The sequence below is a fragment of the Ruegeria sp. CDSB117 genome (assembly GCF_059611005.1).
In genome coordinates this window covers 26,809-40,124 of record NZ_JBXWOS010000015.1, presented here as the reverse complement: position 1 = coordinate 40,124, position 13,316 = coordinate 26,809, and the positions used below count along the sequence as shown (strand labels likewise).

The window sequence follows — 13,316 nt, the reverse complement described above, 5'->3', positions numbered from 1 at the left end:
AATGTTACCGCAAACATTACTCCGCCTGCTTATTGCGCAATTCCCTTTTCAAAGCAACTGCCCTAAACCTGCGACAAACTAGATGACAGGCTTATGACGTATTCCCCGTTTTTTATCCACGGCGCGGATCGGCCCTCGCGTTGGCTGATCACATGCGACCACGCATCCAACTTGGTTCCGCCCGAAATCCACGGTGGCGATCTTGGCCTGCCTCGTGAAGATATGGAACGCCACATCGCTTATGATGTAGGTGCCTACGAGGTGTCAAAGCATCTGGGTGAGCTTTTGAATGCGCCCGTGATCGCAGCCAATTTTTCCCGCCTCGTGATTGATCCGAACCGCGGCGAAGATGATCCGACCCTGTTGATGAAGCTCTATGACGGGTCGATCATTCCCGGCAACCGGCACGCCGATGCGGCAGAACGAGAGCGGCGTTTGAACATGTGCTATCGCCCGTATCATGACGCGCTGGCGCAGATGGCCGCGTTGCCGCATGCAGTGATCGTGTCGATGCACTCGTTCACGCGGCAACTAAGGGGTCGTGATCCCCGCCCCTGGCATGTCGGGGTTTTGCATACTCCGGACGAACGGTTCTCGGGCCCGTTGATCAACCGTCTAGAGGCCGAGGGTGACCTTTGCGTCGGCGTTAATGAACCCTATACCGGCGTGCTGCCCGGTGATGCCATTGACAAACACTGTACCAGTTTTGGTCGCCCCAACGCACTGATCGAGCTGCGCAATGATCTGATTGCCGAACACGCAGGACAGCGAGAATGGGCCGAGCGGCTAGCCCCTATCCTGCAGGACGCGCTGGACCAAAGCGGCTTGTGACAAAAGCCCTCACTTCATTGTGAGAGCCAACCCCAGACCCCATATTATAGGGGTAAAGGAGGCCACTATGACTCAGGAATTTCTGACGTCCGTCTTTGGCTGGATGGCTGTGCTTAACATCGCGGTTCTGCTGTTCACCACAGTGATGATCTTGCTGTTGCAGGATTGGATCGCAGGCATCCACGGCAAGATGTTCCAGATGGAGCGCCCCGCAGTGAAACGGGCATATTTCCGGTATCTGGCCAACTACAAGATTTTGACACTGATCTTCTGCATCACTCCTTGGCTGGCATTGAAACTGGCCTGATACGCTGATCGTTGAAACATCGCCCTTTGGCCGCTAGGTCATTTACAGCACGTATTTCTGTCATCCGGAGCCAGACCATGGACAAGCAAACCGAAATAGAACTTCAGGCCGCCGCATTCCGTCGCTTGCAACAGCATCTGATGGAGGACCGCACTGATGTGCAGAACATCGACATGATGAATCTGGCCGGGTTCTGCCGCAACTGCCTGTCGCGATGGTATCAGGAAGCCGCCAATGAAAAAGGCATCGAGATGGGCAAGGATGAAGCCCGTCAAATTTTCTATGGCATGACCATGGATGAATGGAAAGCCAACTACCAGACCGACGCCAGCCCGGAGAAGCAGGCCGCCTTCAAGGTCGCGTTCGAAGAGAATGTGACGAATAAGGGCTGACGCCCAAAACGAAAGAGGCCCGCCAACCTGGCGGGCCTTTTGTTTAGATTGCGACCTTGCGGCTTTCGTCCAGATAAATCTCTCGCAAACGCTTGGCGATTGGCCCCGGCGTACCGTCGCCCAGCGTAACCCCGTCAATCTCAACCACGGGCATGACAAACGCACTGGCCGAAGTTGTAAAAGCCTCATCCGCTTCCTTCGCCTCATCAATGGTGAACAGGCGTTCTTCCACTTCCATCTGCGCCTCGGCGGCCATACGCAGGACGGCCTTGCGGGTGATGCCGTGCAGAATGTCGTTCGAAAGCGGGCGGGTGACGATCTTGCCGTCCTTGACGTAGTAGGCGTTGTTGCTGGTGCCTTCGGTCACATAACCGTCCTCAATCAACCACGCATCGTCACAGCCAGCCTTCTTGGCCATCATCTTACCCATGGACGGGTACAGCAGCTGAACAGTCTTGATGTCGCGGCGGCCCCAGCGGATGTCTTCGATCGAGATGATCTTGGCACCCTTCTTGGCGGCTGGGCTATCGGCCAGGCCGGGCTTGTTCTGGGTGAACAGCACGAGGCTGGGCTTGGTGTCCGCAGAAGGGAATACAAAATCGCGGTCGCCATCTGAGCCGCGGCTGACCTGCAGATAGACCAGCCCTTCTTCGATGCCGTTCAGCTCTACCAGCTTGCGGTGAATTTCCAGCAGCTCATCCTTGGTACAGGGCTCAGCCATCTCCAGCTCATCCAGAGACCGCTTCAGACGCACGGCGTGACCTTCGAAATCGATCAGCTTGCCATCCAGAACGCTGGTGACTTCGTAAACGGCGTCTGCGAATAGAAAACCTCGGTCAAAGATGGACACCTTGGCCTCGGTCTCGGGCAGGTATTCGCCATTTACAAAAACGGTGCGGGTCATGTCTTGTCTCCTCAGCCCCAGAGGTCCGCTTTTGGCGGGTGCACTCCGGCATCATCAAAAATCAGCGGGTTGTCGCGGTCTTCGGCCAGCAGAAGCGGCCCGTCAAGGTCTGTCACCATCACACCCTGTGCCAACAGTGTCGCAGGTGCCATAGCCAGAGAGCTGCCAACCATGCAGCCGACCATCACGCGAAAGCCTTCAGCCAGCGCCTGCTGGCGCAGGGCCAGCGCCTCGGTCAGGCCGCCCGTTTTATCCAGTTTGATGTTGACCACATCGTACTTGCCCTTGAGGCCCTGAAGGCTTGTGCGATCATGACAGGACTCATCAGCACACACTGGCACGGGGCGCTCCATTCCAATCAGGGCGTCATCTTCCCCGGCGGGCAAAGGCTGCTCGACCAGAGCTACACCCAAACGCATCAGATGCGGGGCAAGGTCGGCATAGACCGCAGCTGACCAACCTTCGTTGGCGTCCACGATGATCGTGGCATCTGGTGCACCTGAGCGCACAGCTTCCAGCCGGGGCATGTCATCCGGCGTTCCCAGCTTGATCTTCAGCAAGGGCCGATGCGCGTTGGCCCCAGCCTGTGCCTGCATCTTTTCCGGCGTATCCAGCGACAGCGTATACGCTGTGATTTCTGGCCCCGGAACCGGCAGCCCGGCCAGATCCCAGGCCCGCTTTCCTGCGCGTTTGGCCTCAAGGTCCCAAAGGGCGCAATCAACCGCATTCCGCGCCGCCCCGGCAGGTAAAAAGTCCATCAGGCTGTCACGGGTAAACTCGGCAGGCAAAGCTGCGATCTCGGCTTCGACCGAATCCAGCGTTTCATCATACCTGGCATAGGGCACGCATTCGCCCCACCCCTGATGGGTACCGTCAGAAATCCGAACCGTCAGCACCTTGGCCTCGGTCCGAGACCCGCGCGAGATCGTAAAGACCTGCGCCAGCCGAAACACGTCACGAGAGACTTCTACCTGCACGCGCCAGCTCCTTCATCTTTTTCAAAATACTTTCGCCGTAGGCGGACAAGCTCGCCTCCGACGCGCCGCTTAGATCACAGTGCGGCCAGCGCATCCACCAGCTTGCCCGAACCAAAGCGGAACGGGTCAGTCGCGGGCAGGCCCATATCGGCCTCAACCTTAGCCAGATATGCGGTGGCGTCCTCTTCGGACATATGCTGGGTGTTGACCGAAATACCGACGACCTGACAATCCGGATTAGCAACCTTGGCCAGACCCAATGCCGTGTCGCGCAGCGCTTCCAATGTCGGCAGCTGATAGGTCGGCAGACCACGCATATGGTCGCGGGTCGGCTCATGGCTCAGGATCAGCGCATCCGGCTGGCCGCCGTGGATCAGCGCCATGGTCACACCGGAATAAGACACGTGGAACAGCGACCCCTGCCCTTCGATCAGATCCCAGTGATCGTCATCGTTGTCAGGCGTCAGCCATTCGACCGAACCGGCCATGAAATCGGCAATGACCGCATCCAGCGGCACACCGTCCCCGGTGATCAGAATGCCTGTCTGACCGGTTGCGCGGAAGGTCGACTTCATGCCGCGCTCGCGCATCTCGGCATCCATCGCCATCGCCGTGTACATTTTGCCGACAGAGCAATCGGTGCCAACAGCCAGACAGCGCTTGCCCTTGCGCTTGATGCCGTTTGCAATCGGGTATTCCACCGAAGGTACGCGAACATCGTGCAGCTTGCGGCCGGTGGCTTCAGCAACAGCCACCAGATCGGGTTCGTCGCATAGCAGGTTGTGCAGACCAGAGGCCAGGTCAAAGCCTTCCTCCAACGCCATGACCAGAACCTTTTTCCATTCCTGGCTGATCACGCCACCACGGTTGGCAACGCCGATAACCAGCGTCTTGGCGCCGGCTTCTTTCGCCTCGGTCAGGGACATGTCGGTCAGGCCCAGATCGGCCTTGCAACCTTCCATACGGTACTGGCCAACGGCATTCTCAGGACGCCAGTCCTTGATGCCGATTGCAACTTTGGCCGCCAATTGGTCGGGCGCATCGCCCAAAAACAGCAGGTACGGTGTCTCGATCATTGCGGTTTACTCCTTTGATTCTGGCGCAATCTAGGGGACGATTTCCACGAGTGTTTCGCGTTTTCGTCTGACAACGCCCCGTCAGGTGGGAAATTTTTGCGCCTTCTTCCTAAATGGCGCACAAATCTTTCAAGTTTCCAAAGCGATTAAACTTTAATCACTGTTTTGACCCTGTATTGCGGCAATTGCTGCGATTGCATTGCCGCACCTGCACAAAGATGCTTGCTATGGCTTGCGCAATTTAATACCCCATGAGGCAAGAAAATCGTAATTTCCTTTCTCGCACGAGGTCCAGATGAGCTTTCGCATCCAACCCGCCGCCCCCGCGCGCCCCAACCGTTGCCAGTTGTTCGGACCGGGATCAAACACCAAGCTGTTCCCGAAAATGGCCGCGTCGGCCGCAGACGTAATCAACCTCGACCTTGAGGACTCGGTCGCGCCGTCGGACAAGGACGCCGCGCGCGCAAATGTGATCGAAGCGCTGAAGACCGTCGATTGGGGCAACAAATACATGTCCGTGCGCATCAACGGACTGGACACACCCTATTGGTACCGCGATGTGGTGGACCTGCTGGAACAAGCCGGCGACCGGCTGGATCAGATCATGATCCCCAAGGTCGGCTGCGCGGCAGATGTCTACGCCGTAGACGCGCTGGTCACCGCCATCGAGCGCGCCAAGGGCCGTACAAAGCCCGTCAGCTTTGAGGTCATCATCGAATCCGCAGCTGGCGTTGCCCATGTCGAAGAGATCGCGGCCTCGTCTCCGCGCATGCAAGCGATGAGCTTGGGTGCAGCAGATTTTGCAGCCTCGATGGGGATGCAGACCACCGGTATCGGCGGCACGCAAGAAAACTATTACATGCTGCGCGAAGGCGAAAAACACTGGTCCGACCCGTGGCATTGGGCGCAGGCTGCCATTGTTGCTGCATGCCGGACACATGGCGTTCTGCCCGTGGACGGACCCTTTGGCGACTTCTCAGACGACGAAGGTTACATCGCCCAGGCAAAACGTTCGGCTACCCTGGGCATGGTCGGAAAATGGGCCATTCACCCCAAGCAGATCGCGTTGGCCAACGAGGTCTTCACCCCGTCGGATGAAGCCGTGTCCGAGGCACGCGAAATCCTGGCTGCGATGGAGCAGGCCAAAGCCAATGGCGAAGGCGCAACCGTTTACAAAGGCCGTCTGGTCGACATCGCCTCGATCAAACAGGCCGAGGTGATCGTGGCGCAGGCCGAATTGATTGCCGCGAACTGATCTAATTGAATAAGGCGCCCTTAGGGGCGCCTTATTTGGGCCTAACGGCCAAAGACGTCGTTAGGCGTCCACGTAAAACGCTCACCTTTCTTTCCTGATTTCATCATCAGGCAAGATGTACCGAGCTTCTGAAAATAGATTATCTTCAGCGGATACCAACCCGCCTTCGGCACCTCTACTTCGGTTCGTTGATTGGCCTCACACCCCTGAATACTATTGACTTTGCCGATCTGCTGCCCGCCAACCCAGGCTTCGATTCCATCGTTTGACCATGTCTCCAACTCGTAAACCCCCGGTGAGTCAAAGCGCATGTAACCGGTGATTTCTGCAGCGACGTTATAGTGGTGGTCGAATGTCAAAACATCCTCGCCCTCGTTTGTATCCCTATAATCCAAACCGATCAGCGGCTGCCCCGGCTGAGCCTTAGGCAACAACTGCTTGGCATGAGTGAGGTTGCGGATTTTGCGCTGTGTACCAGTTCCCACATATTTTACATTCAATCCCGCTTTTGGATTGGGTTGCGGACTGGCGGGCTGCAATTTGAGCGGCGCGGCCACTGCTGAACTGGCGATAAACGCCGCAGCTGCTATCAGCGCTCCAATGCGAACAAATTTCATTATCTTCTCCCTGTGTGTGGCCTGTTGGGGTTGTTCCCCTTCGATCAGGTCCTTGAGAAGACACTAGGCTGTGAAAATTCACCCGGCAAGCCGGTTGAAGATCACAATTCCAACGTCAGGCGCGCATATCTTTGGGTGAATCCATCACCACATAAGACGTGATCGACGTCACATGCGGCAGTGTTCCCAGAACTTCGGTGTGGAATGTCTTGTACGAAGGTAAGTCCGCGCATTCCACGCGCAACAGGTATTCGATGGTCCCCGTGATATTGTGGCATTCGACCACTTCCGGCACACGTTGAAGGGCGCGTTCGAACCCTTCCTGTGCGGCTTTGGTGTGTTCACCCAGCCCAACGCCGATATAGGCGACGAATCCGACACCAATCTCGGATGGGTTCAGGACTGCGCGGTAGCCCGAGATTACACCCGAACGCTCAAGCTCCTGCACGCGGCGCAGGCAGGCAGAAGGAGACAACCCCACCCGGTCCGCCAGATCCAGATTACTGATGCGGCCGTCTTGCGAAAGTTCTCGCAATATTTGCTGATTTATGTGGTCAATTTTCGCCATTGATTGTGATATTAACGAGATCGCGCATTAAAACGCAATTTCATTTGTTCGGTTTGCAGCAATTATCCAACTTATGACCTACGATATTCTTCTGGCCCTGATCGCCTTTGCTTTTGTCTCGTCCATTACACCTGGACCCAACAACCTGATGCTGATGGCGTCTGGGGCTAATTTCGGATTTCGCAAGAGCATCCCGCACATGTTGGGGATCGGGCTTGGGTTTAGCTTCATGGTGCTATTGGTTGGCACCGGGCTGGTGCAGCTATTCGACAGATATCCGATCAGCTACACGGTGCTGAAATTCGCCTCTGTTGCATATCTTCTGTTCCTTGCTTGGAAAATCGCACATGCCGCCCCGGCGAAGGGGCAAAACACGACAGGCACGCCGATGACATTCCTGCAGGCAGCAGCCTTTCAGTGGGTCAACCCAAAGGCCTGGGCCATGGCCCTGACAGCCACAACCGCCTACACACCTGATCAGACCCTTCAGGCGATCATTATGGTGGCCCTTGTTTTCGGAGCAGTCAACCTGCCCTCAGTCAGCACATGGACCGTTCTGGGCCAGCAAATGGCGCGCATCCTGACGAACCCGCGCCGGTTGATGGTGTTCAACTGGACAATGGCGGCTTTGCTCGTCGGCTCGCTCTACCCGGTTCTATACCCGAACTGAGCAATTTCAGCGGCAGGTCTTCAGCCTGATTCCCATGACTGTGGGCCAAAACACGCAGAACGCTGTCTTCATAACGGGTCGTCATCAGCATCTTTTCTATTTGCCCGCCTACGGATGCATATTCCGCAGCCACAAATCTTGCTGAATTCAAATCGGAATACACAGGTAAGAATGTTACACTGGGGGTGTAACTCACGAGACCAATAGATTTTTTAACATGGTAAATGAGGACCGATATGAACAATCCATCTCGCCCGCTCCGCCAAATTCTGTTTGCCGCCATCCTTGCCGCAATACCGGCTATTGCGCAGGCCAATGACGTCCAGACACAAACCATGATTTCTGAACGTGTCAGCCAGCATAACCCGGCGCCTGAAGCCTATATCAAGGATCGCCCAATCCTGGGTTGGCAGCTGACCAGCGATGACTTCGACGCCATCCCCGACGCGATACGCGAAAACCTCGGTTCGGTTGATGGCACCAGTTACGATCAGGCTTACCTGACCGAGAACACCGGCTCGATCATTGCGCTGCAGTTCCGCAAGGATGGCCCAGACTTCTACATCATCGGCAAAAGCACGTTTGACGAGGTCTACGAGCTGGTTTCGCTGGACAGTGTTGCCGCCAAGAATACGCGCCTGATCGAACGGCTGGACATGGCCCCTGAGGTCAAGGCGATGTTCGAAGATCAGGCGCCCGGCATTGTTGGCGCGCTCAAGACAACACCGGTTGATATGCTGCGCCTGTCTGATCTGGGATATGCAAAAAGCGATGCTCTGACCATTCAGGCCCCATGGGGCGAACAGACCAAACCCGAAGGCGCGGACGCATTTCTGGTCTGGGACAGCGGCGAGAACCAGTACTACATGGTGAACGCTGACGACGACGGCCTTCCGACCAGCTATGTACCTGTGAAGTGACCCATACCGGCGCGGCCCTTGATCGGGGGGCGCTTTACCTTGTGTTGCATTCCTCTGACAGCAAGTTCATATAGCAATGAACTTCCGCGTTGAGAGGCGTCATGACCCAGTATCTGGATTTCGAAAAACCCCTGGCCGAGATCGAAGGCAAGGCCGAGGAACTGCGCGCGCTGGCCCGTGCCAACGAAGAGATGGACGTGGCCGAAGAAGCCGCTGCGCTGGACGCCAAGGCTGCCAAGCTGCTGGACGAGCTTTACGGTGACCTCACTCCGTGGCGAAAATGTCAGGTCGCGCGTCACCCTGAACGCCCCCATTGCCAGGATTACGTGGCAGAGCTGTTTACCGAGTTCACGCCGCTGGCGGGTGATCGCAACTTTGCTGACGATCTGGCTGTGATCGGGGGTCTGGCCCGTTTCGACGACCAGCCCGTCATGGTGATCGGGCACGAAAAAGGCTCGGACACCAAATCTCGGATCGAACGGAATTTCGGCATGGCCCGCCCCGAGGGGTATCGCAAAGCCGTACGCCTGATGGAAATGGCCGGACGTTTCGGTCTGCCCGTCATTACCCTGATCGACACGGCCGGTGCATATCCGGGCAAAGGTGCCGAGGAACGCGGTCAGTCCGAGGCCATCGCGCGGTCGACCGAAATGTGTTTGAAGATCGGCGTGCCTTTGGTGTCTGTGATTATCGGCGAAGGTGGTTCAGGCGGCGCAGTAGCGTTTGCCACGGCAAACCGGGTCGCGATGCTGGAACATTCGGTCTATTCGGTAATCTCACCTGAAGGCTGTGCGTCGATCCTGTGGAAGGATTCGGAAAAGATGCGTGAGGCCGCCGAAGCGCTACGGCTGACTGCTCAAGACCTGCAAAAGCTGGGCGTCTGTGATCACATCATCACCGAACCCAAGGGCGGCGCGCATCGCGACCGCGCCGCAACGGTCGACTCTGTACGAGGTGCCATTGCTGCTATGCTGAAAGAGCTGGATGGCAAGGATGCGGCAGCCCTGATCAAGGACCGCCGCCAAAAATTCCTGGATATCGGCTCGAAAGGGCTGGCGGCGTAATCCGTCAGCCGCCGAGCTGACGCAATAAAGCCACTGAAGGTTCCCCTGTTGCGGCCAAACCACTGGCGCGTTGATACGCGCTGATGGCGGATTTCGTGTTGTTGCCGATAACCCCATCCGCGCCCTGGGTGTCGTACCCGGCGGATGTCAGTCGGCGCTGCAGCTCTTTGCGATCCTCAAGCGTCAACCCGGTCGCATCGGGCCCGAACGAGGCCTGAAACGGCGCGCCACCGGCGATCCGGTCCGACAAATGCCCGACGCCGATCGCATAACTGTCCGAATTGTTATAGCGCTTTATCACCTGAAAGTTGCGGAACACCGCAATGCGCGGCCCCGGCGTTTGCGGCTGCAACACCGCCACAGGTGTTCCCGAAACAGTGCCTGCTTCGCCACCCCATGGCTGTCCGCGAACCCAACCAGCCCGCGCCAGATATGCGGCGGTCGAAGCCAAAGAGTCCGTGGGATCCTCAGACCAGATATCCCGACGACCATCACCGGTAAAATCCACCGCGTAGGCCAAATAAGAGGTCGGGATGAACTGCGTGTGCCCCATCGCCCCGGCCCAACTGCCGGTCATGTTCGCGGGCGATGTATCGCCCTCTTGAATGATCTTCAGGGCAGCTATCAATTGCTTTTCAAAAAACGCACCGCGACGCCCGTCATAGGCCAAGGTTGAAACCGCTGATACCACCGGCACATCCCCGCGGCGGGCCCCATACCGGCTTTCCAAGCCCCAAACGGCCACGACAACCTCTTTGTCGACGCCGTATTTTGCCTCGATCGCTGACAGGGTTCCGGCATGGCGTACCAGCATCTGTTTGCCGTTTGCGATCCGTTCATCCGACGCAGCAATCGCCAGGTAGTCTTCGAGTGAGCGCTTGAATTCGACCTGATTGCGGTCCCGTTCGATCACATCCGGCAGATACCCTGCCCCCTGAAAGGCCCGGTTGATGGTGGTCTGAGAAATGCCTTGCGAGGCCGCGCGCGACTTGAACCCGGCAACCCAGGCGTCCCACCCTGCGTTGGGGACGGCCCGCATCCGCGTTGCCGGGGCGCTGGTTGGCGCGCCACCCGAACAGGCGGCCAAAAAGGTTGACCCAAGTCCAACTGAAAATAGGCGTCGATTGATCATGTCTGAAATCTGCTCTTGTTGTGATTTGGGTCAGAGTATCGCAGACCAAGTGCGCAAGCTAGTTCTGCGGTGCCTGGAAAAGGCAACCCGATCACTTCGGCGACAAGCCGCTCAACTGACCAGCATGCGCAGCCCCTGCGTCACATCTGAACGTACGGCCAGCCGCAATCCGGGCTCATCCCCCGCCTTCAACGCGGCGATGATCAGCTTGTGATAATGCGGCGGCTCTGTCCGCCGCAACCGCCCGTAAAGCGCGCGCATCGTCGGCCCCAACTGAAGCCACACGGTTTCCACAATGGCCAGCATCGCCGGAGCCTGAGCGCGCAGATACAGCGTGCGATGGAATTCCAGGTTTGATCGGATATAACCGACGGCATCCCGTTTCGTGACCATTTCCGCGACGGTCATGTTGATGCTCTGCAACCGGTCTATCAGCGCCATGTGCGCACGGGGCAATGCACGGCTGGCCAGCTCGACTTCTAGCAGTGCACGCAGGGCTGCCAGCTCTTCGATACGGTCATTGGTCAGCTCGGGCGTGGACACTCGACCCGAAGAAGACAGAAACAACGCCCCTTCGGCCACCAGCCGCCGCACCGCTTCACGCGCAGGCGTCATTGAGACATCAAATTCCTTGCCGATGCCGCGCAGGGTCAACGCCTGCCCGGGCGCTATGTCGCCGTGCATGATACGCGAGCGCAGGGCTCGATAGACCAGATCATGAGCTGCAGGTTGGGTGTCGGTTTGGCGAGCGCTTAACATAACCCCATGTGATCACAAATTGCCGCGCGGTCAACTCGTCGCGCCATCAAATCTGTACTGATGAAGCTGCGCCCCGTTGTCGCGCAGCCAGAGCCTTTGGGCTTTGCAGTCACCAAACAGACGCTCGACCTGCGCCCAGAACGCGGGGGAATGGTTCATTTCGTCCAGATGCGCAACCTCATGTGCGGCGACATAATGAAGGATGTCCGATGGCGCGAGGATCAGGCGCCACGAAAACATCAGACCACCAGCGGAACTGCACGATCCCCAACGAGACCGCGTATCGCGCAAGGTCAGGCTGGAATAAGGACGGCCCAGCATAGCCGCATAATCGTCGCAAGCCTCGGTCAGGCGATCCCGCGCCAGTTCCTTTAGGAACCGTGCCAATCGCCGGGCTTCGGCCCCTTTGGGGACTGCAACCTCTGCGTCCCGCAGCAGAACGCGTCGGCCCTCTGCCAGTACGATTCGCCTATCTTTGCCTTCTATAGGGATTGATTGTCCGAATCCTACGGCTGATGGGTTGGGTCGGTCCTCAAGATGCTGACGGATCCAGTCTTCCTTGACCTTGGCGAAATTCAGCGCCTCGGCTTCAGCCACACCTTTAGGGTAGGTTAGTGTAACCCGCCCATCCAATTGAGAAATCCGCAGGCTGATACGCCGCGCCCTGGCTGATTTGCGCAGCGTTAGCGGCACCGGCGGTTTTCCGGGCAATGCGTGATCCCCCATGTGCCTGTTTCTCCTGCTCAAAGGCTTTGACAGTGCCCGCTGCATGTGGCACGTGACCTGAATCATTACTACGACTCACCTGATATCAAGGGGATCTGAAATGCCCAAGGAAGAATGGGGTGTAAAGCGCGTTTGCCCGACGACCGGTAAGCGATTTTACGACCTGAATAAGAACCCGATCGTCAGCCCCTACACCGGCGAGATCGTGGAGCTTGAAACCGGCAAGAGCCGGATGATCGCCGCAGATGCGGAAGATGCCGCATCGGCAAAAGCACGCGAAAATGCTTCAGAAGAAGATCTGGTTCTGGACGATGACGAAAATGTCGACGTCGAACTGGACGATGATCTGTTGGACGATGATGAAGACAGCAACGATGACGTTTCGCTGGAAGAGATTACCGACATGCCGTCGGAAGACGACAGCTAAAACCTGTCCGGGGCGGCCCCTGCGCCGCCTCAGACGATCCTCGGATGCAAGACAGAAACTTTTCCGCAAACTCCATTTTTGGACTTGCACTCAATGTCACTGTCTCATAAATGTCCGCCCACCGCAGCCGCGGTACCATGATGGGGCCTTAGCTCAGTTGGGAGAGCGCTTGCATGGCATGCAAGAGGTCAGGGGTTCGACTCCCCTAGGCTCCACCAAAATCCATTGATTTTATTGAACTATTTCGCGTCATTGCGCGCCTGCCCCTATTCTAACCCTAAATTCACGCCGCTTGCCGAGGCTTCCAGCGTCGTATGCCCGAGGCCCAACCGAGTCGGAATGTCGCACCCCACCCCCCGGCCTCACCCGGACGCGGCGCAATTTTGTTTATACCCCACGCACACCAAGCGCGGGGTATCTGGACATTTTGACTGCCAGGTCAGGTGAGATATGGCCACCCCCGCGCAGCTACAAACTCGTTACGCCGAGAGTACATCAGCTGCTTGGCCATTTGGTGCACTTAGCACGAAAGACCGCTTTGAAGTCCACGCAGACACCCGATCCATTCCGATGATTATCCGCAATGCGGACGGAGCCGACTTTGGACAACTCGCGGGCAAATGTCGCTTCCGGCCCATTGCGGATCTCGGTGACGAATGTGGTGAATGACTGGTTTGAGGTGTTTTTCTCT

16 protein-coding genes and 1 tRNA gene are annotated in these 13,316 nt (G+C 57.4%); 9 read left to right on the top strand and 8 right to left on the bottom strand.

Going from position 1 to position 13,316, the window contains the following annotated elements; translation table 11 throughout:
* Positions 1 to 93: 93 nt before the first annotated feature.
* The 3 genes from AC2FJC_RS15965 (at position 94) to AC2FJC_RS15955 (ending at position 1,530) form a co-directional block, all read left to right on the top strand.
* Positions 94 to 831 (top strand): N-formylglutamate amidohydrolase, encoded by a 738-nt coding sequence (locus tag AC2FJC_RS15965; protein WP_496740238.1) that lies wholly within the window; start codon positions 94 to 96, stop codon positions 829 to 831.
* Positions 832 to 898: 67 nt separating this feature from the next.
* The gene (locus tag AC2FJC_RS15960; RefSeq protein WP_108861343.1) at positions 899 to 1,138 is read left to right on the top strand and encodes a DUF6868 family protein; all 240 of its coding nucleotides are present in this window, start codon (positions 899 to 901) and stop codon (positions 1,136 to 1,138) included.
* 77 nt (positions 1,139 to 1,215) lie between these two features.
* A complete protein-coding gene (locus tag AC2FJC_RS15955; protein ID WP_496726997.1) occupies positions 1,216 to 1,530 on the top strand; it encodes a DUF1244 domain-containing protein in 315 nt (104 codons plus the stop codon).
* A 43-nt stretch (positions 1,531 to 1,573) separates the two neighbouring features.
* Here the strand turns inward: AC2FJC_RS15955 and AC2FJC_RS15950 are convergent, their stop codons facing one another.
* From AC2FJC_RS15950 to dgcN, 3 genes are all read right to left on the bottom strand, one after another.
* Complete coding sequence (locus AC2FJC_RS15950; RefSeq protein ID WP_496740237.1) at positions 1,574 to 2,434, bottom strand: D-amino-acid transaminase; 861 nt, start codon at positions 2,432 to 2,434, stop codon at positions 1,574 to 1,576.
* Between the two features lie 11 nt (positions 2,435 to 2,445).
* Positions 2,446 to 3,411, bottom strand: coding sequence for an N-acetyl-D-Glu racemase DgcA (gene dgcA, locus AC2FJC_RS15945; RefSeq protein WP_496740236.1), 966 nt, complete (start codon positions 3,409 to 3,411; stop codon positions 2,446 to 2,448).
* 74 nt (positions 3,412 to 3,485) lie between these two features.
* Positions 3,486 to 4,487 (bottom strand): N-acetyltransferase DgcN, encoded by a 1,002-nt coding sequence (gene dgcN / locus AC2FJC_RS15940; protein WP_058279014.1) that lies wholly within the window; start codon positions 4,485 to 4,487, stop codon positions 3,486 to 3,488.
* A 295-nt stretch (positions 4,488 to 4,782) separates the two neighbouring features.
* Here dgcN and AC2FJC_RS15935 point away from each other — a divergent pair, with 295 nt between their 5' ends.
* The gene (locus AC2FJC_RS15935; protein WP_496740235.1) at positions 4,783 to 5,742 is read left to right on the top strand and encodes an L-malyl-CoA/beta-methylmalyl-CoA lyase; all 960 of its coding nucleotides are present in this window, start codon (positions 4,783 to 4,785) and stop codon (positions 5,740 to 5,742) included.
* A gap of 41 nt (positions 5,743 to 5,783) precedes the next feature.
* On the opposite strand, the gene AC2FJC_RS15930 is transcribed toward AC2FJC_RS15935, so the two are convergent.
* Positions 5,784 to 6,359: a PA14 domain-containing protein gene (locus AC2FJC_RS15930; protein ID WP_496740234.1), complete on the bottom strand. Its 576-nt coding sequence runs from the start codon at positions 6,357 to 6,359 to the stop codon at positions 5,784 to 5,786.
* 115 nt (positions 6,360 to 6,474) lie between these two features.
* A complete protein-coding gene (locus AC2FJC_RS15925; RefSeq protein WP_058273360.1) occupies positions 6,475 to 6,927 on the bottom strand; it encodes an Lrp/AsnC family transcriptional regulator in 453 nt (150 codons plus the stop codon).
* Positions 6,928 to 7,000: 73 nt separating this feature from the next.
* Here AC2FJC_RS15925 and AC2FJC_RS15920 point away from each other — a divergent pair, with 73 nt between their 5' ends.
* The 3 genes from AC2FJC_RS15920 (at position 7,001) to AC2FJC_RS15910 (ending at position 9,581) form a co-directional block, all read left to right on the top strand.
* Positions 7,001 to 7,597, top strand: a complete 597-nt coding sequence (locus tag AC2FJC_RS15920) for a LysE family translocator (protein WP_496740233.1) — start codon at positions 7,001 to 7,003, stop codon at positions 7,595 to 7,597.
* 236 nt (positions 7,598 to 7,833) lie between these two features.
* Positions 7,834 to 8,517, top strand: a complete 684-nt coding sequence (locus tag AC2FJC_RS15915) for a hypothetical protein (protein ID WP_496740232.1) — start codon at positions 7,834 to 7,836, stop codon at positions 8,515 to 8,517.
* 101 nt (positions 8,518 to 8,618) lie between these two features.
* Complete coding sequence (locus AC2FJC_RS15910) at positions 8,619 to 9,581, top strand: acetyl-CoA carboxylase carboxyltransferase subunit alpha (protein WP_108861352.1); 963 nt, start codon at positions 8,619 to 8,621, stop codon at positions 9,579 to 9,581.
* Between the two features lie 4 nt (positions 9,582 to 9,585).
* Here AC2FJC_RS15910 and AC2FJC_RS15905 read toward each other — a convergent pair whose 3' ends face one another.
* The 3 genes from AC2FJC_RS15905 to AC2FJC_RS15895 all read right to left on the bottom strand — a co-directional run bounded on the left by AC2FJC_RS15905 (position 9,586) and on the right by AC2FJC_RS15895 (position 12,198).
* A complete protein-coding gene (locus AC2FJC_RS15905; protein WP_496740231.1) occupies positions 9,586 to 10,713 on the bottom strand; it encodes a lytic murein transglycosylase in 1,128 nt (375 codons plus the stop codon).
* Positions 10,714 to 10,824: 111 nt separating this feature from the next.
* Positions 10,825 to 11,472, bottom strand: coding sequence for a GntR family transcriptional regulator (locus tag AC2FJC_RS15900; RefSeq protein WP_496740230.1), 648 nt, complete (start codon positions 11,470 to 11,472; stop codon positions 10,825 to 10,827).
* A gap of 30 nt (positions 11,473 to 11,502) precedes the next feature.
* Positions 11,503 to 12,198, bottom strand: coding sequence for a M48 family metallopeptidase (locus AC2FJC_RS15895; RefSeq protein ID WP_496740229.1), 696 nt, complete (start codon positions 12,196 to 12,198; stop codon positions 11,503 to 11,505).
* Positions 12,199 to 12,298: 100 nt separating this feature from the next.
* On the opposite strand from AC2FJC_RS15895, the gene AC2FJC_RS15890 reads away from it, so the two are divergent.
* Complete coding sequence (locus tag AC2FJC_RS15890) at positions 12,299 to 12,625, top strand: TIGR02300 family protein (RefSeq protein WP_496740228.1); 327 nt, start codon at positions 12,299 to 12,301, stop codon at positions 12,623 to 12,625.
* Positions 12,626 to 12,767: 142 nt separating this feature from the next.
* Positions 12,768 to 12,843, top strand: a tRNA-Ala gene (locus AC2FJC_RS15885).
* Positions 12,844 to 13,316: the final 473 nt, after the last annotated feature.